Source organism: Deltaproteobacteria bacterium, assembly GCA_012522415.1.
GTDB lineage: Bacteria > Desulfobacterota > Syntrophia > Syntrophales > JAAYKM01 > JAAYKM01.
Window position 1 is genome coordinate 1 of sequence record JAAYKM010000054.1, and the last position, 22,669, is coordinate 22,669.

General features: G+C 47.9%; 23 protein-coding genes and 1 pseudogene. 12 read left to right on the top strand and 12 right to left on the bottom strand.

Annotated features, from left to right (window positions below; translation table 11 throughout):
* From atpH to GX147_05260, 3 genes are all read right to left on the bottom strand, one after another.
* Positions 1 to 272, bottom strand: a 272-nt coding sequence (gene atpH / locus GX147_05250; protein NLN60107.1) for an ATP synthase F1 subunit delta, incomplete at its 3' end; no start/stop codon positions are given.
* Positions 269 to 877 (bottom strand): F0F1 ATP synthase subunit B, encoded by a 609-nt coding sequence (atpF, locus tag GX147_05255; GenBank protein NLN60108.1) that lies wholly within the window; start codon positions 875 to 877, stop codon positions 269 to 271. The genes atpH and atpF, both read right to left, overlap by 4 nt.
* Positions 874 to 1,302 carry an ATP synthase F0 subunit B gene (locus tag GX147_05260; protein NLN60109.1) on the bottom strand — a complete coding sequence of 143 codons (429 nt, stop codon included), beginning with the start codon at positions 1,300 to 1,302 and terminating at the stop codon, positions 874 to 876. Before GX147_05260 ends, atpF begins: the two co-directional genes overlap by 4 nt.
* 372 nt (positions 1,303 to 1,674) lie before the next feature.
* Here GX147_05260 and GX147_05265 point away from each other — a divergent pair, with 372 nt between their 5' ends.
* Positions 1,675 to 2,868 (top strand): hypothetical protein, encoded by a 1,194-nt coding sequence (locus GX147_05265; protein ID NLN60110.1) that lies wholly within the window; start codon positions 1,675 to 1,677, stop codon positions 2,866 to 2,868.
* A 110-nt stretch (positions 2,869 to 2,978) separates the two neighbouring features.
* Here the strand turns inward: GX147_05265 and GX147_05270 are convergent, their stop codons facing one another.
* Both GX147_05270 and GX147_05275 read right to left on the bottom strand, forming a co-directional pair.
* Entirely contained in the window at positions 2,979 to 3,701 is a 723-nt protein-coding gene (locus GX147_05270; protein ID NLN60111.1) for a peroxiredoxin, read from the bottom strand.
* 304 nt (positions 3,702 to 4,005) lie between these two features.
* Positions 4,006 to 4,353, bottom strand: a complete 348-nt coding sequence (locus GX147_05275) for a cytoplasmic protein (protein ID NLN60112.1) — start codon at positions 4,351 to 4,353, stop codon at positions 4,006 to 4,008.
* Between the two features lie 621 nt (positions 4,354 to 4,974).
* Between GX147_05275 and GX147_05280 the strand changes: the two genes are divergently transcribed.
* The 7 genes and pseudogenes from GX147_05280 to GX147_05310 all read left to right on the top strand — a co-directional run bounded on the left by GX147_05280 (position 4,975) and on the right by GX147_05310 (position 13,004).
* Positions 4,975 to 5,190: a hypothetical protein gene (locus GX147_05280; protein NLN60113.1), complete on the top strand. Its 216-nt coding sequence runs from the start codon at positions 4,975 to 4,977 to the stop codon at positions 5,188 to 5,190.
* A gap of 105 nt (positions 5,191 to 5,295) precedes the next feature.
* Positions 5,296 to 5,583, top strand: a pseudogene (locus tag GX147_05285) (hypothetical protein).
* 243 nt (positions 5,584 to 5,826) lie between these two features.
* Entirely contained in the window at positions 5,827 to 7,647 is a 1,821-nt protein-coding gene (locus GX147_05290) for an acetate/propionate family kinase (GenBank protein ID NLN60114.1), read from the top strand.
* Positions 7,648 to 8,045: 398 nt separating this feature from the next.
* Positions 8,046 to 9,077: a patatin-like phospholipase family protein gene (locus tag GX147_05295; GenBank protein NLN60115.1), complete on the top strand. Its 1,032-nt coding sequence runs from the start codon at positions 8,046 to 8,048 to the stop codon at positions 9,075 to 9,077.
* 100 nt (positions 9,078 to 9,177) lie between these two features.
* Positions 9,178 to 10,077 (top strand): cation transporter, encoded by a 900-nt coding sequence (locus GX147_05300; GenBank protein NLN60116.1) that lies wholly within the window; start codon positions 9,178 to 9,180, stop codon positions 10,075 to 10,077.
* Between the two features lie 603 nt (positions 10,078 to 10,680).
* Positions 10,681 to 11,139 (top strand): YbhB/YbcL family Raf kinase inhibitor-like protein, encoded by a 459-nt coding sequence (locus tag GX147_05305; protein ID NLN60117.1) that lies wholly within the window; start codon positions 10,681 to 10,683, stop codon positions 11,137 to 11,139.
* A 584-nt stretch (positions 11,140 to 11,723) separates the two neighbouring features.
* Positions 11,724 to 13,004 carry a purine/pyrimidine permease gene (locus GX147_05310; GenBank protein NLN60118.1) on the top strand — a complete coding sequence of 427 codons (1,281 nt, stop codon included), beginning with the start codon at positions 11,724 to 11,726 and terminating at the stop codon, positions 13,002 to 13,004.
* Positions 13,005 to 13,043: 39 nt separating this feature from the next.
* On the opposite strand, the gene GX147_05315 is transcribed toward GX147_05310, so the two are convergent.
* The 5 genes from GX147_05315 to GX147_05335 form a co-directional block, all read right to left on the bottom strand.
* Complete coding sequence (locus GX147_05315; protein NLN60119.1) at positions 13,044 to 14,384, bottom strand: YihY/virulence factor BrkB family protein; 1,341 nt, start codon at positions 14,382 to 14,384, stop codon at positions 13,044 to 13,046.
* A gap of 166 nt (positions 14,385 to 14,550) precedes the next feature.
* A complete protein-coding gene (locus tag GX147_05320; protein NLN60120.1) occupies positions 14,551 to 15,183 on the bottom strand; it encodes a LysE family transporter in 633 nt (210 codons plus the stop codon).
* A 184-nt stretch (positions 15,184 to 15,367) separates the two neighbouring features.
* On the bottom strand, positions 15,368 to 15,679 hold the full coding sequence (locus GX147_05325; protein NLN60121.1) for a LapA family protein: 312 nt from the start codon (positions 15,677 to 15,679) through the stop codon (positions 15,368 to 15,370).
* Position 15,680: 1 nt separating this feature from the next.
* Positions 15,681 to 16,166 (bottom strand): HIT domain-containing protein, encoded by a 486-nt coding sequence (locus GX147_05330; GenBank protein NLN60122.1) that lies wholly within the window; start codon positions 16,164 to 16,166, stop codon positions 15,681 to 15,683.
* Complete coding sequence (locus GX147_05335) at positions 16,163 to 16,693, bottom strand: metallophosphoesterase (GenBank protein ID NLN60123.1); 531 nt, start codon at positions 16,691 to 16,693, stop codon at positions 16,163 to 16,165. Before GX147_05335 ends, GX147_05330 begins: the two co-directional genes overlap by 4 nt.
* Positions 16,694 to 16,860: 167 nt before the next feature.
* On the opposite strand from GX147_05335, the gene GX147_05340 reads away from it, so the two are divergent.
* The 3 genes from GX147_05340 to GX147_05350 are packed head-to-tail and all read left to right on the top strand — an operon-like array spanning position 16,861 to position 19,437.
* A complete protein-coding gene (locus GX147_05340) occupies positions 16,861 to 17,136 on the top strand; it encodes a hypothetical protein (GenBank protein NLN60124.1) in 276 nt (91 codons plus the stop codon).
* Complete coding sequence (gene ligA, locus GX147_05345; protein NLN60125.1) at positions 17,133 to 19,145, top strand: NAD-dependent DNA ligase LigA; 2,013 nt, start codon at positions 17,133 to 17,135, stop codon at positions 19,143 to 19,145. The genes GX147_05340 and ligA overlap by 4 nt, the downstream gene beginning before the upstream one ends.
* 4 nt (positions 19,146 to 19,149) lie before the next feature.
* Positions 19,150 to 19,437, top strand: a complete 288-nt coding sequence (locus GX147_05350; GenBank protein NLN60126.1) for an acylphosphatase — start codon at positions 19,150 to 19,152, stop codon at positions 19,435 to 19,437.
* Between the two features lie 34 nt (positions 19,438 to 19,471).
* Here the strand turns inward: GX147_05350 and GX147_05355 are convergent, their stop codons facing one another.
* A complete protein-coding gene (locus GX147_05355; GenBank protein NLN60127.1) occupies positions 19,472 to 20,653 on the bottom strand; it encodes a pyridoxal phosphate-dependent aminotransferase in 1,182 nt (393 codons plus the stop codon).
* A 205-nt stretch (positions 20,654 to 20,858) separates the two neighbouring features.
* Here GX147_05355 and GX147_05360 point away from each other — a divergent pair, with 205 nt between their 5' ends.
* Positions 20,859 to 21,671 (top strand): M48 family metallopeptidase, encoded by an 813-nt coding sequence (locus GX147_05360; GenBank protein ID NLN60128.1) that lies wholly within the window; start codon positions 20,859 to 20,861, stop codon positions 21,669 to 21,671.
* A 255-nt stretch (positions 21,672 to 21,926) separates the two neighbouring features.
* Here GX147_05360 and GX147_05365 read toward each other — a convergent pair whose 3' ends face one another.
* Entirely contained in the window at positions 21,927 to 22,271 is a 345-nt protein-coding gene (locus GX147_05365; GenBank protein ID NLN60129.1) for a hypothetical protein, read from the bottom strand.
* Positions 22,272 to 22,669: the final 398 nt, after the last annotated feature.

The following is a 22,669-nucleotide window of genomic DNA, read 5'->3' on the forward strand; positions in this document are numbered from 1 at the left end:
GCACCAATCCTCTGTTTATCAGCCAGCAAATTGAGAAAATTCGCAGCAATCCCCGATAACGAAATTTTCTCCAGAATGGTTTTCACAACGGCCCTCTTGTCGTCGTTGTCGAATATCGGATTGGCCAAGAATTCCTGCAGGTCACCGCTTTCTTGAACAATGGAAGAGAATTTCATCAACTCCTCGTAATACGCTTCGTACCGATTTTCCTCGGCAGCGATGTCAAAAAAAGCACGGGCATAACGTTTGGCTATTGTACTGCTTCCGTTCAATGTTTTATCACCACCTTATCCAAGTAGTCTTTAACCATGGTCTCATGATCAGCCGGCGTGATACTCCTTTTTAGGATTTCTTCCGCCATCTGAACCGAAAGCAGAACGGCTTCCTGGCGCAGCTGACTCTGGGCATTGGTCAGTTCCTGTTCCATTCTGGCTTTGGTGTCTTCCTTCATTTTCTCCGCAGCCTTCTTAGCATCTTCAATGATTTTATCCCGCTCCACCAAACCTTGAGATTTGATCATTTCGGCAATATCATTAATCTCATCGGTAGCTTTAGTCAGTTTTGTCTCATATTCCCTGAACTTCTGCTCCGCCTCTTCCTTGGCCCGTTGCGCTTCTTCCAGGGCCGTTCGGATATCGCTCCTGCGTCCTGAAAAAAACTCTTTAATTTTGTTGGCTAAAAACCAGTAAAGGAACCCGGCTAGAATGGTAAAGTTCAGCATCCTCCATCCGAAATTTACCCAATCCGGACCCTCCGCCTCGTGTCCCCCTCCACCGTCGGATGCAAACACCGTCACCGATACCAGGAGAAGGAAAAGAGAACAAATAAAAACTCGCAGGAACCGCCTCATGTCTTCACGAGAACTCAAAAGTTTCATTGAACGCTCCTTCCCAAGACCTTTTCGGCAATTTCAACAGACAATTCCTTGGATTTTCCGCTCAAAAAAGCCTTGGCAGCGCTCACTTCGGCGTCCAGTTTTACCCGGAATCCTTCCATCATACCAGGGACTTCGGATCTCACGGCCTCAATAATTTCCTTGGCTTTGTCTGCGCCTTCCTTAACTATCTCACTCTTTTCTTCCACAGCCTCTAACTTAGCTTGGTGAACCTTCTCCTCGTAGGCAGCCATTTTACTTTCTATCGTTTCGTTGAGGCGTTTGATTTCGTTCTCTGAATCTTCGAAATTCTTCTTCCTCTTTTCAATGATGGACAAGATGGGCTTATACAATAGAAGGTTCAGGATGAAAATCATGACAAGGAAATTGATCATCTGGTAAACAATCGTAATGTTAAGTTCGACCACGACCTTACCTCACAAATAAAATTATTTCAGCGACGTCCCGTATACCCTGACGCCGCTATTCACAGCAACGGTAAAAAAAAGCCGAGCGGGAAATGGTTTTGTCCCCTCGGCTTAAGTTTGTGATACCTCTATAAATATCGACTACAGAGTCCGCTCCCGTAATTACAATTAATCCAATTAATCGATATGTTCCTGCTTGATCATCCACCGGCATCCTCGTTAACGCACCGTTTTGAAAAGCGCGGTTTACTAACCACAACTACCTACGCTTGTCAAGCATTTTTTGGCGCGGTGGTCTTGACAAGATCATAGATTCCTGTAAAAAGCACACTGGTGCATTCAACCGAAATCCATTACCCGGAGATCATTGCCATGCAATCAAATTTTGCCAAACCATCGGAAATCTATTCTCCCATCTATTTCCTTGTATCTCTGGGAATGGGAGGCCTTACTATCACCTTCTTCATGTGGCTGATGCACTGGATTCCACATCCAGACCGCTCAATACCGGTATTCGAGGACATTGTGACGGCCTTTACAGCCGGTCGAATCGACCAAAAGGCAATGATCATTCTGGCCGTCTCTGGCATCGCCTTTTATGCATTTCTCAATATCAGATATCTGATCTGGAATTTGATACGATTCCACTCATGGAAACAAACTGAAGACTATGACCGGCTTCGAAGCTCCAATGCGGAGACACAGATGTTGGCTATGCCGTTGGCGCTGGCTATGAGTGTAAATGTTCTTTTTATCATCGGGATGGTCTTTGTACCGGGCCTGTGGAGAATAGCCGAATATCTCTTCCCGTTGGCCCTTATTGCCTTCCTTGCCATCGGCATATCGGCCTTCGGCATGCTGGGCAGTTTTTTCGGTCGGGTACTTACGATCGGTGGTTTCAGTTGCGCCGTCAACAACTCTTTTTCCCAGGCTCTCCCCGCTTTTGCCCTGTCGATGATCGGCGTGGGACTGGCCGCACCCGCCGGATTGTCAGATACTCGGCTGATTGCGGGAATCGGTCTTATTCTTTCTTCCTTTTTTCTGGTTTCGGCTCTGCTGATCGGTGCAATCGCACTGGTGCTGGGTATGCGCTCAATGATGGAGAATGGCGCCAATATTGAAACCGCGCCGACATTGTCAATATTCATCCCGTTGCTCACCGTTATCAGTATCCTATCCCTGCGGCAGAATCACGCGCTCAATGCCCACTTCGCGGTGGCTGGCGGCGGCGCCGAGCGCCTCATGCTTCTTTCCCAGTATCTCGCGGCTCAGCTTTTGTTCGCCCTCCTGACGGGAACGGTTTTGAGGAGGCTTCAATATGCAGCCCGTTTCATCTTCGGGCGCGACGCCTCCGCCAGCTCCTATGCCTTGATCTGTCCGGGTGTGGCACTGGCGGTAATGATCCACTTCTGGCTTAATAGGGGATTGGTCGATGCCGGCGTGATTCCAAAATTCTCATCCGCTTACTGGGTCGTCTCTGCGGTTGCGATTGCCATCCAGTTCGCGACGATATGGCTTGTACACAAACTGAACCGCAAACACTTCCGTGTTCAAAAGCCCGTCTAAACGACTTCTTGCACCATTCGCACTTCGAAGAGTGAATCCTGAGAATAAGAAATATGCCGGGCCCCGATGAACAGCATGGAAGCCCGGCAGACATTGTTGATTAAAGAAGGTTAATCGTTTTCCATGGAGGTTTTCCAAACCTTCCAGACATTGCCCACGAGGTCCGGGCCAGGTTTGAGTACTGGTTTTCCTGGGCGCCATCCGGATGGAGTGGCTTCTCTACCATTCGTTTTTCTCACATGCTGATACGCTTGAATTTGCCGAAGGGTTTCATCCACCCGTCGACCTACAGGGGGCGTAAGGACTTCATAGGCGTGAATGATCCCCTCGGGATCGATTATGAAACGACCCCGGTTTTCCACCCCTGCATCTTCGTCGTAAATACCATAGGCTGAACCGACTTTTCCGCCGCTATCAGAGAGCATGGGGAAAGGAATGCCTCCTTTGACCATTTTTGCCAACTCGCAGTCGTTCCACATCTTGTGAACAAAAACACTGTCCACGCTCATGGACAGAACCTCTACTCCGAGTTTCTCAAATTCTTTGTAATGCTCGGCGACCGCCGAGATTTCGGTCGCTCAGACGAAGGTGAAATCACCCGGATAAAAGCACAACACGACCCATTTACCCATATAATCCGATAGTTTAACTGATGTAAAATCCCCTTTGTGGTAGGCGGGGGATGCGAAATCCGGTGCCGGTTTACCCACTTGAATCATCTTTCTCACCTCCTGAAACGGTTGTTGATCCTGTGTTGCTTCCGTCTGTTCTTTAGCCTGCCCGACCAACCCACCGGTAGGACGAGCACAGCCGACCTTGGCCTTTTCAGTCATTTTATGGACCTCCTTTCTTTAACTGGGGGAATCGTTTCTTCATGAGGGAAATGCCAAACAGTAAAGGCATACCGGAATTTCCGATAAACCAAACAGCTCCGATAACAAGGAAACCATCACGTAACGATAACACGAAGATCCGAAAATTCCGGCTATTAATCAGGCGACGAGCCTGCACCCTTATACCACGGTCTCCAGAGACGCAAAGAACCGTGTTTTGTATCAGCAAATCGGAGTTGGATAGCCCCCTCTCCTCGAGGGGCTGTTGCAGGATTATATCCTGAAATCCGGCGTCCAAGTGAAGTCAGAAGGTAATAATTTCGTAGCCTCTGTCCCGGTATGACGCCATGCTCGGATGACCAGCCATTTCGTCAAGAAGTTGCAACCCCTGTTCCTTCGCCGCCTCAAGCGTTCCCATTTTGCTGGAACATGCCTTGCAAACCCCTTCCAACAAACCAGCTTCGAGGCTTTTCCTCCACAAACCGTTGAGGGGATGTTCGGGCTTGGTGAGTTCGGGAAGCAATTTCGTTGAAGCCCCTTCAAGGACGATGCCGGCTTCGTACCCTCTTTCCTTCATATCCAGCGCATTCAGGAGAACGTGGATAAAGCACAGGGGGTCACCGGAAAAAACGAACAGAGCATATTTTTTCATGACTTCTCTCTCCTCTAAGGAATTTTCGTTTATCTATGGTGAAGGTTCACATCTGATATCTGTTCGACATCCTCATGTGGTATCCAATCCTAATTCAATATTTAAACAAAATCAACGAGGAAATGGGTAAGTTAAACGGCTCCTCCCCGGTCACATTTTATCATGAGGCAACAGGGTCAGGCGAAAATTCTCGAACAAACAAAGGACCTGATGATCGGACCCATAAAGGGTATTTCGCCAATATTTTATTGCTTTATTAAATCGTAAATATTCGCTACCCTCCGTCGCGGACTTTTGTTCTTTCATGAACGACGACACGAGACAAAATTGAAACAGGGAGTCAGAAATGATCAGAAAAATCATTTTCATCACATGTTTGGTGATATTGATTGACGCCTGTGCTTCCGTGTTTTCAGAAACCACCATGAAGAATATGGATTGAAACATTCTTCAACGCTTCAACAAAAACACGAGGCCTATAAAGACAAAATCGTTGTCCCAGGAGGCCGGATCATTGCCATAACGGTTAAGGGTCATGCGTCATGGGTCGACATGCTGGAAAAGAAGCTCGACCGCCAGCGGTAACCGGAAGAGACAGATCGATCGCCAGGCCGCTTTCTCATTCGATTTGCGGACTTCCTCAATCTTGCGATCTACGCACCCGGCAGGAGTCTTACCCATAACGGGCAGGTGGAGGGGAAAATGGTTCGCTCGATCAACGAGACCCGACATACATATCCGGTTTTAAACATGAAAGCACATTATCTCCGGAAGCCGGAAGATATCAACCGAACGCCCCGGTTTGGTGTAGGCGTTGGCCGCGGAGTCAGGGGTTGATGTAGGAGTGGACTTCTGAGTGAAATCAACTTTTTCTCTCACCTTTCTTTTGCTGGCAATCGTTGACTACACGCCTTTTTCGCAGAGGGTTATGCAGGAGATCAAAAGGATGTTGTATCCTCTGAGGTTCTCAATGTTCCAGATGCCTTTGAAGGTGAAACCGTCACCCGGGGGGGAGTCATCGTCGAAACCATCGCCAAAACTGGTGACACCCTGTTGATCGTCAGACAGACTGACCTGGCTTTCCAAAAACAGCCCCTGGATATGAATGGATCGGCAGGCCGTTTCATTATATGTTATCCTGACTTTTCTGATCCGACTATTTACATCAGAAATCTGAAAATAATAGCGGCATGGCAAAACCCCCAGGGAAGAAAAACGACCTCTCGGTGAGTTTTCCTAGGACTACTCAGAGGTCAAATCCCGGGAAATACGCCTCAGGAGGGAAGGGATAGAACACCCTGACTATTATTACGTCCCCTGGTATTGGGGTCTTAACCATATCAGTCCGTGGCATCGTCACCCCTGCTGGTGATAATAAGACGGGACAGGCTTCCCATAGTGGAAGGAGACTTTACCAATGCTCGCCAAGGGTAGACAGGCCTTTGGTATCGAGCCCACAGGAAAGAAGAGGACATGAAAATACTGGTCATCAACAGCGGCAGTTCGTCTCTCAAATACAAGCTTTTTAATCTCTACAATGAGGTGTCTCTCTTGAGCGGAGCCGTGTCGGGCATCGGTATGTCCGGGACGAAACATACATATCAGTATGAAGAGAAACAGTTCTCTCAGGATATTAACGCCAAAGACCACTTCACGGCTCTCGGAGTTGTCATCGAAACCATTGTCGATGCGGAGAGCGGCCCCATGCGAAGTCTTGCGGACATTGATGGTGTAGCTCATCGCATCACCCATGGTGGCTCCCTATACCGAAGCCCTGTCGTGATCGACCAGGCTGTGATCGACGAGATCCGGCGCCTCATTCCTCTCATGCCACTTCACCATCCTCCTATGCTGATCGGCATTGAAGCATGTCAAAAGATTTTCCCCGACGTACCCCAGGTAGCCGTCTTCGACACGGCGTATCACTGTACGATACCGGACGAAGCCGCCATCTACGGCCTCCCCTATGAGATCTTCGCCCGAGGCGTCAAACGATTTGGGTTTCATGGCAATTCTCACGAATATGTGGCCCTGAAAGCCGCCGAATATATGGAAACACCCCTCAGGCGTTTGAATATCATCTCCTGCCATCTGGGCAGCGGCGCCAGTCTGTGTGCTATCAAGCGGGGCCATCCCATCGACACAAGCATGGGCTTCAGCCCCCTGGAAGGTTTGATCATGGGAACTCGGACAGGTGATCTTGATCCGGGTATCATTACCTACCTGATGCGCGAAGATAAGTTATCCGTCGATCAACTCGATGATATACTGAACAATCAAAGCGGTTTATTAGGTATCTCCGGGATCAGCGCAGACATGCAGGAGGTTTTGGCCGCTGCGGATGATGGCAACGCCCAGGCTCTTCTGGCCGTGAAGGCCTTCTGCTACCGGGTCAAATGTTATATCGGGGCTTACCATGCCGCACTGGGAGGTGCGGATGCACTTATCTTTACGGGCGGAATCGGTGAGAACAGCCGCAGTATTCGCGCCCGATCCGTACAGGGTCTTGAAAAACTGGGTTTCGCCGTGGACCATATCCGTAACGACCGGTGCACATTGAATGGCGCCATGCCTGTATGCGACATCGGCGCCCGCTTTACAAGTGTTCATCTCTTCGTGATTGCCACGGATGAAGAATTGATGATCGCCCGGCAATGTGCCCACGCACTGGATTACAAGCGATCCATCCGGCACGATATCATGGCCGTGGACAAGCGTCCTATCCGCGTTTCCGTCTCCTCACGACATGTACATCTGAGCCAAAAGGACTTGGCGTCCCTTTTCGGGTCCGGCTATGGACTGACGGAAAAAAGCAGCCTTCACATGGAAGGCCAATACGCCTCAGAAGAAACCGTGAATCTGATCGGCCCCCGTGGAAGGGTGGACAATGTAAGGGTAATCGGCCCAGAGCGCAACAGAACCCAGGTGGAGATATCTCGCACGGAAGAATTCAAACTGGGCATAGACGCGCCCATCCGCGAATCAGGAGACCTTGACGGCACACCCGGAATCATTCTTGAGGGACCGAAGGGGAGGATAGAAATCCCGGAAGGTGTCATCTGTGCCCAGAGACATATCCATATGTCGCCGAATGATGCCGAAAATTACGGGCTGAAGGATCGGGATACGGTCATGGTACGGATTGAAGGGGAGAGGGAATTGATTTTTGGCGGCGTCCTGGTCCGCGTCCATCCCGATTACAAGCTCGAGATGCATATTGATACGGACGAGGCGAATGCTGCCGAACTGTCCCCACCAGCTCAAGGATACCTTGTGCGTATTGAGTCGCGTTGACGAATGCCGTCAACTGCAATCATCCTATTTTAGGTGGTTGACCGGAAGAGTTCGATGACAAAGGATCATCGAGGAGGACAATGAATACCCGGTCGGGTAGAGGCATGGAAGCCCATCTTCCAGAGATAATGAAACCACCATTGTATGGATGGCATGGATATGAAACAGGGTGCCTTGCTTTTCGTATCGTCATGAAATTCTTGGGGATCCAAACGTGAAAATACCATATTTGGGCATGAAAGAAAAAACAACAAAGAATCGCTGCTGTAGGGCCTGTAAAATTTGTAAACCTCTTAACAATCAGATGCATCCGGACAGCCAAAAGGAGCGTTCATGTCCCGATTTGCTTTTGGCTGCCGCTAACATGCGGCGTTAGCCGCTCTAACGGGAGAGATTATATGAAAACACAATTTAGGAATTTGGTCTTTGAAGGCGGGGGTATGAAAGGAATAGCATACGTTGGAGCAATGCAGGTTCTCGATCAGCGAGGACACCTGGCCGGCATTTGCCGGGTGGGGGGAACAAGTGCGGGGGCAATTAACGCACTCCTTTTTGCTTTGGGATATTCCATTCAAGAACAGCATACAATTCTCGATTCCACCGATTTCAAAAAGTTCATGGATCATTCTTTCGGCATTGTAAGAGACATCAATCGGGTTATGAAAAAATTTGGCTGGAACAAAGGAGACTATTTCGAAAACTGGATAGGGGAACTGGTCGAGAAAAAGCTGGGGAGCAAACGGACAACTTTCCAAGACCTGAAAGACGCAAAAATGCCCGATCTATACGTTACCGGAACGAATCTTTCTACCGGATATGTGGAAGTATTTTCTGCTGAACGGCATCCTGATATGGCGTTGACAGACGCCCTTCGAATAAGCATGTCTATCCCCCTGTTTTTTGCGGCGGTAAGACATGGCAAGCGGAAAGACGTATATGTAGATGGCGGAGTGATTCTCAATTATCCAGTAAAGCTATTCGACAGAGAAAAATACATCGATATGATAAGCGAGCCGCAAGCGGCGCGGCGAGTGGAATACTACAATCGTGAAAATGCGGAGTTTCTGCTGAAACAGCCTGATAGAAGCCCATACGTTTATAACCGTCAGACCCTAGGATTACGCCTTGATTCATCGGAAGAAATTGGTCTGTTTAGATACGGTGAACCCGTAGACGGGGAAAAAATAGTGGACTTTTTTGACTACGCAAAAGCATTGATCTCTTCCGTAATGAAGGTTCAGGAAAACCAGCATCTTCATAGTGATGACTGGCAAAGAACGCTATATATCAATACACTGGATATTGGCACTACAGATTTTAATCTCAGCAAAGAAAAAAAACTGGCACTAATTCGGGAGGGAATTAACGGTGCCGAAAAATATTTTGAATGGTTTGAAAGCCCCGTCGAAAGCCCGGCAAACAGGATATAATGGAGAATGAAATTTTTTCATTTCGCCTCATGTTGATTTACTCAAGAATAATCAACTATTTTCGTACACAGAACTTCGCAGAGAATAAATAAAATCTTCCATGGACCGCAACGAACGCTTCGATATGGCCGACCGGATTATAACCATTGGTTTCTGGATGAACACCCTCCTAATGATCATGAAACTTATGGCCGGGTATTTTGGCAATTCGGAAGCGGTCTTTGCCGACGGCATTGAAAGCGCCAGCGATTTCGTCGCCATTCTTTCCGCCTTCATCGCCCTTAAAATCGGCCGCAAACCTTTTGATGAAAAGCATCCATACGGCCATGGCAAGGCGGAAAGCATTTCCGCCATCCTGGTATCCCTTATCATTTTTGCCGCCGGCGTCGGCATCCTTTTCAAGGCGGCCAGAACTATCATTGTCGGTGCCTATCTGGAACCGCACCTGATTGCTGTTTTCGCCGCCTTTATCACCATCCTCATCAAGGAGACCCTCTTCCAGTTTACGCATCGCGTCTCGAATAAACTGGGAAGCCCGGCGGTGGAAGCCATTGCCCAAGACCACCGCAAGGACGCCCTGACATCCATTGCAACCCTGATCGGGGTAGGCGGCGCTTACCATGGTATTTTATTTTTGGACCCTCTGGCGGCCGCCCTGACCTCTCTGTTCATCTTTCACATCGGCTGGGGCACCTTTCGCGGTGCTATTTGTGATCTGATGGACAGTCAACTCTCCGAGGATGTTCTCTCCTTAATCACAGGTATTGCGGAGACGGTGCCTGGCGTAGAAAGGGTCGGCGAAATTCGCGGTCGCCGATCGGGTCAGTACATCATTATCGATCTCAAATTGGAAATGGCCCCCGACATGACGCTCAAGGAGTCACATGACATCGCCACAAACGTGAAAAGGATGATCTTTCTCAAAATATCAAATATCGGCGACATCATGATTCTTGTCAGTCCAACCCGGGAACATCCCGAAGACCTGATCCGCCTCTAAGATTTTTCAGACGACGGGAAAGGAACATGCGCCATGAGGAACTTACTTACTTACTTACTTTCCTTCCTTCAGGCATCTATGTCTGATTACACAGTCGTGCGTAAGGGACCCTTTCAAAAACCCTTGTCAGGTTACCTTTCGTTCAGGACAGGGCTTTTTTGATACTTCTGTTGCTATTTTTTTGAATTCGTGGGATAATGAATATCAATGATGCCGGATCGACTCAGGACCTCACCCAACGGGTATTTGAACCAAAAAAACCGGAAAAACCTCAAAAATGTTTGGTAAAATCTCTACTCCATAGATTGATTTGTCCGACGGAGCCCCTGAACCCGTGAATTGCAAGACACAATCGGGGGAAGCCGGTGCAAGTAAAGTCATCACACGCCATGTCGTTGATGTATGTCTTTCCATCTTGGATAGCCTATAAAATTCTTGACGTAGATACATGGAAAGCAAGAAAAAATCAGGGGATCCACAACATATGACTGGGGCAGCGTCATGATACGTAACCGGTTTTTTTGGGCGGGTTTGCTGTTGTGGTTTTTCATGTTTTTTTGTCTTAACAATCCTGCTACGGGAGCAGAAGAAGGAGGAAAAATAATGCAAATCGAATCTTCTCAGTTTATTGAGGGAGGCATGGTTCCATTCAAGTACACCTGTGACGGTCAGGATATATCACCCCCCCTGACTTGGAAGGATGCCCCACCTGAAACAAAAAGTTTTGCCCTGATCAGCGATGATCCCGACGCCCCTATGGGTACTTGGGTTCATTGGGTCATTTTCAACATACCGGCTGATGCAACGGGGATGGAAGAAAATATTCCACCGCAAAGGGAACACGAAAACGGCATGATCCAGGGCAACAACAGCTGGCCCCGGATCGGTTACTGCGGACCCTGCCCTCCCAGCGGGACCCACCGATATTTTTTCAAACTCTACGCGCTGGATGCCAAGCTCGACCTGAAGGGGGATGTCACAAAGGATCAGCTTCTCCAAGCCATGAACGGGCATATTCTGGCGGAGGCGCAACTGATGGGAAGATATGCGCGGCAACGTTAAACATGGAACGGGTTGTTTTATTCAAAACGGGCATTCTCGCAAAATCGGATGCCGGGTAATATCCGTTAAATTTTTGTTCTTTCAACAAGACCGGCATGTATGAGGTCGAACCTTAACTTTTGGGAATTCATTAAGACAAGCCTTCTATTATGATGCACGTTCTAATAACCCCCGGCGTTATTCTCCTGTTGACCACCATGCTGTTTGTCTCAGACACCACATCCCGAACTTTGTCTATTCGAGGAATCGCAACGGTCGCCGGCCCATGTCGTGTTCTCGCCGGTCATTGCGATACCGATACGGAGGAAACCGCCTGTCGTTCAGAGAAACACCCCGAACGGGGCAATTTATAATGAACATCACCCGGACCGGCACAGGAATCTTAATTCATTTTTTGTCGTCAGAAACTCTTTTCAATTTTCCTGAGTCATGGAGGTTTTCTCGTGGAATGGCCTTCGCTTACATGTGAAAATTAGTCGGGGTGGGCCTTTTGCGAATGTGCCATGATTTCGCACCCAATGGGGACCATCCTTGTCATGAACGCGAAACAATGAGACGTAAAGCAATACGAGGCCCTTTTCTGCATGCAATTCAAATACGATCTTGAGGACCACCCTCCCCTTTTGGAAACGATCCTTTATGGCCTCCAGTGGTTTGCCATCTCCATTCCAATTATTATCGTCATCGGGAAAATCACGGGAATATTTCATTTTAGCGCCATCGGCGAACAGACGATCTACCTGCAGAAACTGACTTTCGTGATGGCCCTCGCCCTGCTGGCACAAATTTTCTGGGGCCATCGCATGCCTCTGATCGTCGGCCCGTCTTCCGTTTTACTAATCGGAATTATTGCGAGTGGGGGATTCCCGGTCGAAACGATTTATACATCCGTTCTCGTCGGGGGAGTCCTTCTAACGATTGTCAGCGCAACCGGGCTTCTGGGGCATTTGAAAAAGCTTTTCAGCCCCCGGCTGGTTGCGATTGTTCTGATTCTGATTGCCTTTACCCTGGCACCAACCATCCTGAACCTGATTGACTTAAGCTCCGCCACGGCCACTCCCTTGTCACGGATTCTCTTCACCCTGTTCCTTCTGATGAGTATGCTCATCGCCGAGCGCTTCTTCAAGGGGGTCTGGAAATCCACGTTGATCATCTGGGCCATGATCGCGGGTTCCCTGGTCTGGTTTATGCTGTTTCCGGAAACCTTCAGGATGGAACAAATCTCATACGCCGCGCCCATATCCGGTTTTTTTAAGCACCTGACAACCAAACCGTCTTTCAACGCGGGTGTCATGATTTCATTTATGGTTTGTTTTCTCGCATTGTTCATTAACGATCTCGGCTCCATTCAATCGATGAATGAGCTGTTAAAACCAAAGGGCATGGAAAAACGGATTAATCGAGGTATATTGATTACGGGCCTGTTCAATGCCCTATCCGGGTTTCTGGCTGTAATTGGACCGGTTAATTTTTCCCTGAGTCCGGGTGTCATTGCAACCAGCGGATGCGCATCCCGCACCGCCATGCTCCCCTCCGCGCTTCTCCTTCTCCTTCTTTCATTTTCGCCGATCCTGATCGGCGTCATTGCCAGTGTTCCTTCCGTCGTCATCGGCACGATCATGATCTATATCCTTGCCGCGCAAATCGCAGCGGGACTTGTGTTGGCCTTCGAATCCATTCAGGAATTCAACTTTCAGGACGGACTGATCATCGGCCTTCCTCTCATGCTGGGCACGATCATCGCGTTTCTTCCAGCAGAAATGCTTCATAACATTCCAAAGATTATCCGCCCTGTTTTGGGCAATGGTTTTGTCGTGGGAATTTTATCGGCTCTGGCCATGGAACATGTGACACACCGGAAATAGCGGACTCCGCAAAAGAGCTGCCCCCACCCGGATCAGACATTATAAATCCTTGACCAATTTATTCGCCGGTAGTTCTTTCAGGGTATCCTGAAATGTTTCCAATATTCCTTTTATGGCAGACAAGGAGGGAGCATTGCAATGAGGTAGAGAATTGATGCCGACCGTTTCAATAGCATCGACAACATACTGAACGGTCAACTTATTTATATCACAGGCTGGCAGGAAACCGGCCTCATCTTCCTTTGGGCCCATCGCCTCTGCAATGATCCGGCTTTTTTTCAAGGTAAAGAGGATATCGTTGATCATGCGTATGGGAATGTCTAACCGGTGAACCAGTTGTGAGGTCGTCAGGGGTTTCTCCTCTTTGATAAAGTTTTGAATCAGGCAGTGGAGTACCGCCAGCGATAGAAGAAGTTTAAATCGGTGACTAGACTGCAGGGCGTCCGGCTCAAATTCATAGGTGTCCACATGCTGATGGGCAAATGCCAGTTCTGCGCCATAAAGGACAATAAACCAGCTCAACTGAAGCCAGATCAGAAAGAGGGGAATCGCGGCAAAGCTTCCGTAGATGGCGTTGTACTGGGCCGCCCCGATTTGAAAAGAGATATATCCCCACTGAACAATCTGAAAAATCGTGCCGGCGACAATACCCGCCAGCAATCCCGATGTAAAACGTACTTTGGTGTTCGGCATAAATATATAAATAAAAGTGAAAAGTCCCCAAATGAGACAACAGGGCAGTATTTCCAAAACAGATCGAATGAGGGGATTTAGTGCGCCGAGAACAGATATTTTCTGTATGGTGAATGTAATTTGGGTCGTAATAAATATCGTTACACCGCTGGACAGGATTATAATCACGGGACATATCAACATCAAAGAAAGGTAGTCACTGAATTTTCTGGCGAGGCTTCGTTTCTCCTTGACGCCCCAGATGTCATTTAGAGAATCTTCGATATGGCCCAAAACTTTTATGACAGCCCAAAAAAGGACGATAATTCCGATTCCTGCAATCAGACCGCCTTTCGTGTTTTCAAGCAGGGAATGGGAAAAAAGAATGATATTATTGAGAACTTCTTCTTGACCAGTGAGTTTATTTCTTAACTGAGCTTCCAGTATTTTTTCGAATCCGAAGCCCTTGGCAATACCGAAAGCCATGGCAAAAACGGGCACAATGGAAATGAGTGAGTAAAAAGTGAGTGCCGATGCCCGCAACGAACACTTGTCTTCATCAAATCCCCGGATCGAAAGAATAATCACCCTGAGGAACGTGATGAAAAACGACTGGCACCGCGGCAGGAGGGCGCGACGTATCCTCCAGATATCCTCCTGGATAAAACGGATGATTTTATTGAATCGTACGCTTATGTTAGAAGGCATGTCTTTTTTTTAGAATGAATCCGTTATTTATAGCCGATACCTTTTCTGACGGCATTCCCATAACACACCCGGATATCATGTTCCTTTATGTCCGATGGCAGAAATCTCCACCCCATTGGCACAATGTCCCGGTCTAAATTTCCTTGATATGCACTATCAAACAGAATCAGAAACGCTGCACCCCGCTATAGAAAAAATAGACAGCAAACCCCACAAGGAACGAAGCACAAAAGCCGATTAAGTATCGGTAGCCCCTATCGCTAAAAAAATGACGTCCCTTAGCCACACCGAAGGAAACCAGAGAATACCAGGCTAAATCGGCGAGAATATGACCTGAAAAAAAGGCGATAATACCCAGTATACCGAACCTGTATGAGCTCAGTATATACCCGAGGCCAATGGAGGCCCACCAGAGGATCCAATAGGGGTTTGCCAAAGTGAAGAGTATCCCGGCCAGAATCAAATTTTGAGACTTGGCCGGCCGTGCATCCATCTTCAAGCAAAGCTTTGGCAGACTCCTGAACATGGACAGCGCCATCCAGAACAGAATGACTCCCCCTGACAGGGTAATAACGATGAAAACGTCATCCCTTTTCAAAAAAGGAGCCATCCCCAACAGCAACACCGCAACGAGGGTAAGTTCAAGAATGCCGTGACCGAAAATCATCAGGGGGCCTGCAACGGCTCCCCTACGGGAGCTTTCCGCGACAGTCATGGTCAAAAGCGGGCCGGGCATCAAAGCACCCGACAAAGCGATGATAAACGAGGAACAAAAAATCGTAATCAAGATGAATATCATTCGTAATGTCCTTCATCTTTAAGGGTGTTCCATCGTTATTCGGAACAAATAATAAATTTTATTCATAACTTATTCCGGACAATGGCCATTCCGTATAAAATCAGAATCCACCGTTCATTTCGGGTATCTGCGAAAATGGTGTGCCGTATTTCCTCTGGCGGTCTTTCCCGGGAGGTGGAGGAAGTCAAGACGCTTCCTCGGGTTTCTGCTCATCATTGATTTTTTTTTCTTGGATGGTCCTAATTTCCTTCCTCAAATCTCGAATGGTCTTATTCTGGTGAGTAATGGTGCGGCTTAAACGAAATCGTTCCACGATCCCCATGCAGCCTACAAAAAGGATCCCGGTCAGGCAGGAAATGAAAATTAACATATAGGCAGGCCATTCAATGTGAAAAAAATCGTAATATTTCAGCTTGACGGAAACGGTATTTTCCAGGGAGAACGTCACGACCAAAAGAATGAGCAACATGACCAGAATGGTATATATGGTTTTCACACTAGTCCTCCTGATAATGTTCCCTGAAAAAAGGAATTAATTTTTCCCATGTTTTGATCAGATCATCGGGAATGACCCGAACCTCACCTATAATGGTCATGAAGTTCGTATCACCCGTCCAGCGGGGAACAACATGGATATGAACATGGTCATCGACTCCGGCTCCCGCAGCTTTTCCCAGATTTATACCGATATTGAACCCCTCCGGATGAAGGCAATCTGAAAGAGATTTGACTGAAACATCGATCAATTGGAACATTTCCAGTTTTTCTTCCGGCGTCAAGTCTTCCAGTTTGGAAACGTGCCGATAGGGAATGATCATCATATGACCGTTGATGTAAGGATAAAGGTTGAGCATGACATAGGCCGATTTGCCCTCCAGCAGAATCAAATCTTCCTGTCTGAGGGAGTCTTTGCAGAAAACACAGCCATCCGGCTTGTTCGATTCAAGATATGTCATTCTCCAAGGTGCGTAAATTGCTTTCATGGTGTTTCCGTCGGCTGTAAGATCGCCTCTCCCGGAATTTTCAGAATGTTGATTTCAATGCCTTCTTTTATATCAATTATTCCCGCAGTATTAAAGGGTAAATATCGATTAGCCGTTGCAGACCCCGGATTAAAGAGAATCATGCCGTCATTTTTTATTATTGCCGGGTCATGGGTGTGGCCGTGAATGAGACAATCGATCCGGCCGAATATTTTTCTCACATTTTCCGCCAGGTTGGCCGACATGCCCCAACCCTTGATTTTATTAATATCATGGACCAGGGCAAAACGGAATGCGTTCAGTTCAAAAACCATTTTTTCCGGATAACGTTTACGCAACCCAAGGGGATCCATGTTGCCGCAGACCATTTTCACATCCTTCTCGCCGAACATGTCGAGCGCGCATGGTGAAACGACGTCACCGGCATGGATCACTAAATCCACGTCCTCGAACAACTTGTTAAAAAGGCCGGCGCAGCGCTCATCATATCCGTGCAGATGCGTGTCCGAAATAACGCCCACTTTCAAATGTTTATCCTCCCAAAGGAGCTCTGCGCTTACAACGGAATGATTAAAAAAGCAAGACGTCTATTTTGTTGGAAACCACTGAATCTATACCGAAGCGGCCTTGCCTCATTATGTTTGACATTCCATTCCCCTCCCGGTATTAAATATCATTTATGAGGTGTTGGCCGATGATCGAGTCCTCTCTGGGAAAAATAGCGGAAAAAATATTGAGTCTCGACGAAGCATCTCTCACTTCTCTATGGGACAAATATAAAACGAGGATTGATATGCTCGACCTATCGAGAGAATGGGAGAAGTCAGTGATCATTTTTTTCATCATCAATGCCGTCCGGGCCAAAAATCATCTGTTTAACGAGCATGTGATTCGTGAAAAAAATCAGGTAAAGATGAATCGAAAAAAGAAACGCCCCTCAAATGCGCCGAACCTGAGAATCATAAAATGAACGACCCCGAAAGCGCCAAGAGGAGAATTCAATATTTAATCAATACCATCCGTTATCACAATGAACGTTATTATCAGTTCGATTCACCGGAAATTTCCGACGCCGAATATGATCTTTTAATGCGGGAACTGGACCAGTTGGAACGGCAATATCCGTCCCTTTTGGCACCCGATTCGCCCACCCAAAGGGTCGGTGCGGCGCCTCTTCCCAGATTTTCCTCTGTGCGGCACCTGACCCCCATGCTCAGCCTGGGAAACGCTTTCGAAGAGACGGAAATCCTGCAATTCGATGAAAGGATCAGGCGCACAGCCCACCTGCCGGATCATTTTCTATATATCGTGGAACCAAAAGTGGATGGCCTTGCCGTAAATCTGATCTATGAAAACGGTACGCTCAAACAGGCAGCCACGCGTGGTGATGGTGAAACAGGTGAAGACGTCACCCGGAATATCAAAACCATACGGACTCTTCCCCTTATGCTGTCCGAGTTGCCGGGTTACCCTCTGCCACCGGTAATTGAAATCCGCGGCGAGGTGTGCATGGAACGAACGGCCTTCCAAAAACTCAACAACCGGCGCATCGCGGAAGGCGCCCCCCCGTTCGCCAATCCTCGTAACGCTGCAGCCGGTTCGTTAAGACAGCTGGATTCACGGATTACCGCCAGACGACCATTGATCATTTACATTTACGGAATCGGTCATCTTCGTGGTATCTCACTCACCAGCCACGAAAAATCCCTTCAGTTGCTTTCGGACTGGGGTTTCCCTGTTAACCCTCTGGTGGAATCCAAAGAGGATATCGCCGCATGCATCGATTATTATCACCACCTGATGCGTGAACGTGACAACCTCCCCTATGAAATCGATGGAATTGTGATCAAGGTGGATTCTTATGCAATACAGGCACAATTAGGCTTTGTATCACGAAGCCCACGCTGGGCAATTGCCTGCAAGTTCCCTTCGCGACAGGCAACCACAACAATCGAAGATATCATCGTTCAAGTCGGAAGAACCGGTGTCTTGACGCCTGTCGCTATCTTGAAAGCGGTTCCCCTGGGCGGGGTCATCGTCAGCCGCGCAACGTTGCACAATTTGAATGAAATCAGAAGAAAGGATATTTTGATCGGAGACACGGTCGTTGTACAGCGTGCTGGAGACGTGATTCCTGAAATTGCCCATGTTCTGCCCGAAAAAAGAACCGGCGTGGAAAAATCCTTTCAGATGCCTGCCCGATGTCCTGAATGCGGATCAGAAGTGGTCCAACTGGAGGGTGAGGCCGCACACCGGTGCATAGGTCTGGCCTGCCCGGCACAAATTAAGGAAAAAATCAAACATTTTGCTTCCCGAGGGGGAATGGATATCGAAGGTCTTGGAGATAAACTGGTTTCGCAAATGATGGTTAACCAGTTGATACATGATCCGTCCGATCTTTATTATTTGAAAAAAACCGATCTCCTTAAGCTGGAGCGTCTCGGCGATAAATCCGTGGACAATTTTCTCGCTGCCCTCGAAAAATCAAAGAATGCAACCCTGGACAGGCTTATTTTCGCATTAGGCATTCGTCATGTGGGCGACCATATCTCTCGGGTTCTGGCCCGGGAATTCAAATCCCTGGAGAATCTTGCCCATGCCAAAAAGGAAGACCTCCTTTTGATTCGTGATATAGGACCGGAAGTGGCTGCCAGTATCATCCGCTTTTTCCGTGAGTCACAAAACCTTGCCGTCCTCGCCAAACTGAAATCTGCCGGTCTTCAACCAAGTGTTCCCAGCACCGACTCATCATCGGCCGTCTCCGGAAAATCTTTCGTTTTTACCGGTTCCTTAAAATCTCTGACGAGAGACGAGGCCAAGCGACTTCTCGCAGCGAAAGGAGCGACCATCCATTCCTCTGTTTCGAAGAAGACGGATTTTGTTGTTGCCGGGGAAGAAGCCGGTTCCAAACTGGACAAGGCACGCACCTACAATTTGACCATTTTAACTGAAGACCAATTTCTGGCTCTGATCGGTTGATACGATGTCATCGAATCAAATGAGAATGCGTGTGGTTGTTTCAGGCTTGGTTCAAGGGGTCTTCTTTCGGCATTACACAAAGGAACACGCTCTCCGGTACAATCTAACCGGGTGGGTCAAAAACCGGCCCGACGGCAAAGTCGAAGCCGTCTTTGAAGGGAAGAAAGAGAATTTATCACGGATGGCGAATTGGTGTTATCAAGGTTCCCCATCATCACAGGTGATCGGGGTCGATATTGAACATGAGGAACCGACGGGAGAATTTTCCCGTTTCCACATCATTTACGATTAATATTAATGTGAGTTCTCATCGCTTCTCATCCACTCTAACTGTATTGCTTTAAGGTTTCTGCAAACCCTTCCATTGCCCCCGTAATGGTCGCATCATCGACACAAAAAGCGATCCGGATGTATCCGGGACCACCGAATCCACGACCCGGCACCACCAGTATCCTTCTTCTCAGAAGCGCCCGGACAAATTCCAGATCGTCCCCTATGGGTGACTTGGTAAACAAATAAAAAGTCGCGTCTGGCTTCTTGATATCATAGCCGCATGAAACAAGGCCATCACACAAAAGATCTCGTTTTCTTTTATACTGCACGACATCAACATGGATACCCTGCATGCGCGTGATCACTCGCTGCATAATTGCCGGAGCATTGACAAAACCAAGTACCCGGTTGTAAAGCATGAGGCCGTCCATCAGTTCCTTGTAATCCGCGATGTCGGGATTAATGGCCAGATAGCCGATTCTTTCCCCGGGAATGGACAGGGTTTTGGAATAAGAGGACGCACAGATGCTGTGCCGATAAGCCCCCAACAAGCTGGGAACCTGAATATCGTCGAAAACAATTTCCCTGTAAGGCTCATCGCCGATCAAATAAATAACATGGCCGAATTCCCTGTTTTTTTCCTCAAGAAGATCCGCCAGGGCCTGAAGCGATTCGGCATCATATACCTTTCCCGTAGGATTGTTGGGAGAGTTCAGAAGCACCGCCTTGGTTTTCGGGGTGATGGCCTTTTCGATGGCATCAAGATCAAGCCCAAAATCCGGTCGGGTCGGAACCAGGACCATTTTTCCATTGGCGTTATCGATATAAAACCGGTACTCCATGAAAAAAGGCGAAGGCACAATAACCTCATCGCCCGGATCCAGAATCACTTTCAGGGTTACATTCAACGCGCCAGCCGCCCCACAGGTCATGATGATCTGCTCTTTGGAGATTTTTATCCCCTGATCCTTGCTCAGATATTCCGCCACGGCCTCCCGTGTATCTTCATAACCGGCATTGGACATATAACCATGAATACCCGGTGTACCTTCTGTAACAGTTTTTTGAAGAATCTGTATAAATTCATCCGGCGGGGGCACGTTGGGATTTCCCAAAGTAAAATCAAAAACATTTTCCGCGCCGAATCGTTTTTTCAAAAGGACGCCTTCTTCGAACATCTTCCTGATCCAGGAAGCCTGTGTGACGTAATCATGAATTTTCCGTGCAACGGTCATATTTCCCTCCAATTCCATTGACCTTATGTTGCGTCGGAAACTACTGTATTCCAATTCGGGAGGTCAAGTTTTATTTGGCAAGAAAGTATCCGAACATTTTTTATCGGGTCCATAAGCGCATTCGATCCAAGTTTGACACAATGGCAAATTGGAGCTATAAATGGACGATCGAACCAATATCATACATCAAAAGCGAGGTGTGCAGATGAAAAACAATAAATACGGCATATCCATTCTCTCTTTTGTTTTATTTCTTTTTGTCCTCTCCTGTTCGACTGTGCCCATAACCGGCCGATCTCAGCTAAACCTTATTCCCCACGAATCAATGTTGTCCATGAGTTATCAGCAGTATGACGAGTTTTTGAAAGAAAACAAACTCAGTACCAACACAGTTGAAGTGAACCGCGTCAAAAGGGTCGGTCAAAACATAGAAACAGCCGTGAATCGATATTTTGCCCAGAGAAACATGACTTACCAGCTAAGAGATTACAAATGGGAATATAGTCTGGTCGAATCCAAGGATATTAATGCCTGGTGTATGCCCGGAGGTAAAGTGGTCGTGTATACGGGTATTCTCCCCATCACCCAGGATGACACGGGTCTCGCCGTCGTAATGGGCCACGAAATCGCTCATGCCGTGGCACAGCACGGAAATGAAAGGATGTCACAACAGCTTGCCGTACAGCTTGGCGGCATGGCCCTGGCAACAGCCGTGGCAACGAAGCCGGCACTCACCCAGCAGCTCTGGATGACCGCGTTTGGCCTCGGTTCATCCGTGGGCATTATTTTACCCTATAGCCGACTTCAGGAAAACGAAGCTGACAGGCTTGGATTGACTTTCATGGCCATGGCTGGCTATGATCCGAGAAAAGCAGTGGATTTCTGGGAAAGGATGTCTCAAGTAAAATCCGGGCAGGCGCCACCCGAGTTTTTGAGTACGCACCCCTCTGACCAAACCCGCATCCAAAATATCAAGTCCATTATTCCGGATGTCATGCCCTACTACACGGGAAATTGATTTGGTTTCACGACCCGGTGCTTCTGACGCCGGGATGGTGGGACTCGTTATTCCGGGCGGCCCGGCCATACAGAAATGTATTGTATGGCCGATAAAACCTTCCGTCCTGCCGCAAGCCAAGGTCAACCGGTCGATTCAATCGGAATAAATTTCCAGCTTTTTTCCGCGAAGCATCCATTCGTCGGTTCGCATTCCAATAAATAATTCGTTTCCATTCATATGCTTTTAATACTGTGTTTCTTTACCTGTATTCACCTATACCCAGATATCCAGGTAAGGTTTTATCTCGGCTTCGTTCAGCATTTGAGCCTGAGAATAAGCCAGGCGGGCTTCATAGAAGGGACCGGGCAGAAGACCCCTGTCTCCGGCATGAATCACATAAATTCTGGAATAATTTAACGGCTTAAGCGTAGGCAGCCCGTCCGTTTTCTTTAGCGGGGCTATTTTCTTGCCGTCACCGGCAAAAAGGTTCATCCGTTCTTCCGATGAAGCGCATTCGCCCCGATTACCGGAACCATCCGGCAAATCCGCCTGTGATATCCGGGGTTCGATCAACTGAATGACTGAATCGCCTGGATACGAAAGTGCAAGATATTCCATCTTATCCTTGCGCCTTGGAGATTGTTTTGCCTATCTGGGGTCTAAGTAAAGAACCGGACCGCCTATACGAAGTCCCTCCCGTAATCCGGACCACTCATCCATGATGACCGAAACATCTCTTTATCAAAAGAGGTCATCACAACTGGGGAATCTGAAATATCTTTTTTAGCTCTCTCTCCCCGTCTCGGAATTGGGCTGAATGTTCTCATCATGCACATTACAGGCCAATGAATGAATCGATTTTCCTGCAAGGATGTTATGTGGGTTTAGCTAGTCGTATCTGAAAAACATCATAACCATTTAATATTACTTGACAATGATCATTTTTTATGCGATGTAATTTGCAAGATTTTAACCCTTAACCCCTACTTTTCCTGCAAATTACACAGATGAAACCA

Bases quoted from the DNA above. Each gene is read 5' to 3' on its own strand.
- atpF (NLN60108.1), bottom strand. From the start codon at position 877: ATGAAACTTTTGAGTTCTCGTGAAGACATGAGGCGGTTCCTGCGAGTT.
- GX147_05265 (NLN60110.1), top strand. From the start codon at position 1,675: ATGCAATCAAATTTTGCCAAACCATCGGAAATCTATTCTCCCATCTAT.
- GX147_05275 (NLN60112.1), bottom strand. From the start codon at position 4,353: ATGAAAAAATATGCTCTGTTCGTTTTTTCCGGTGACCCCCTGTGCTTT.
- GX147_05290 (NLN60114.1), top strand. From the start codon at position 5,827: ATGAAAATACTGGTCATCAACAGCGGCAGTTCGTCTCTCAAATACAAG.
- GX147_05295 (NLN60115.1), top strand. From the start codon at position 8,046: ATGAAAACACAATTTAGGAATTTGGTCTTTGAAGGCGGGGGTATGAAA.
- GX147_05300 (NLN60116.1), top strand. From the start codon at position 9,178: ATGGACCGCAACGAACGCTTCGATATGGCCGACCGGATTATAACCATT.
- GX147_05305 (NLN60117.1), top strand. From the start codon at position 10,681: ATGCAAATCGAATCTTCTCAGTTTATTGAGGGAGGCATGGTTCCATTC.
- GX147_05310 (NLN60118.1), top strand. From the start codon at position 11,724: ATGCAATTCAAATACGATCTTGAGGACCACCCTCCCCTTTTGGAAACG.
- GX147_05315 (NLN60119.1), bottom strand. From the start codon at position 14,384: ATGCCTTCTAACATAAGCGTACGATTCAATAAAATCATCCGTTTTATC.
- GX147_05320 (NLN60120.1), bottom strand. From the start codon at position 15,183: ATGATATTCATCTTGATTACGATTTTTTGTTCCTCGTTTATCATCGCT.
- GX147_05330 (NLN60122.1), bottom strand. From the start codon at position 16,166: ATGAAAGCAATTTACGCACCTTGGAGAATGACATATCTTGAATCGAAC.
- GX147_05340 (NLN60124.1), top strand. From the start codon at position 16,861: ATGATCGAGTCCTCTCTGGGAAAAATAGCGGAAAAAATATTGAGTCTC.
- ligA (NLN60125.1), top strand. From the start codon at position 17,133: ATGAACGACCCCGAAAGCGCCAAGAGGAGAATTCAATATTTAATCAAT.
- GX147_05350 (NLN60126.1), top strand. From the start codon at position 19,150: ATGTCATCGAATCAAATGAGAATGCGTGTGGTTGTTTCAGGCTTGGTT.
- GX147_05355 (NLN60127.1), bottom strand. From the start codon at position 20,653: ATGACCGTTGCACGGAAAATTCATGATTACGTCACACAGGCTTCCTGG.
- GX147_05360 (NLN60128.1), top strand. From the start codon at position 20,859: ATGAAAAACAATAAATACGGCATATCCATTCTCTCTTTTGTTTTATTT.
- GX147_05365 (NLN60129.1), bottom strand. From the start codon at position 22,271: ATGGAATATCTTGCACTTTCGTATCCAGGCGATTCAGTCATTCAGTTG.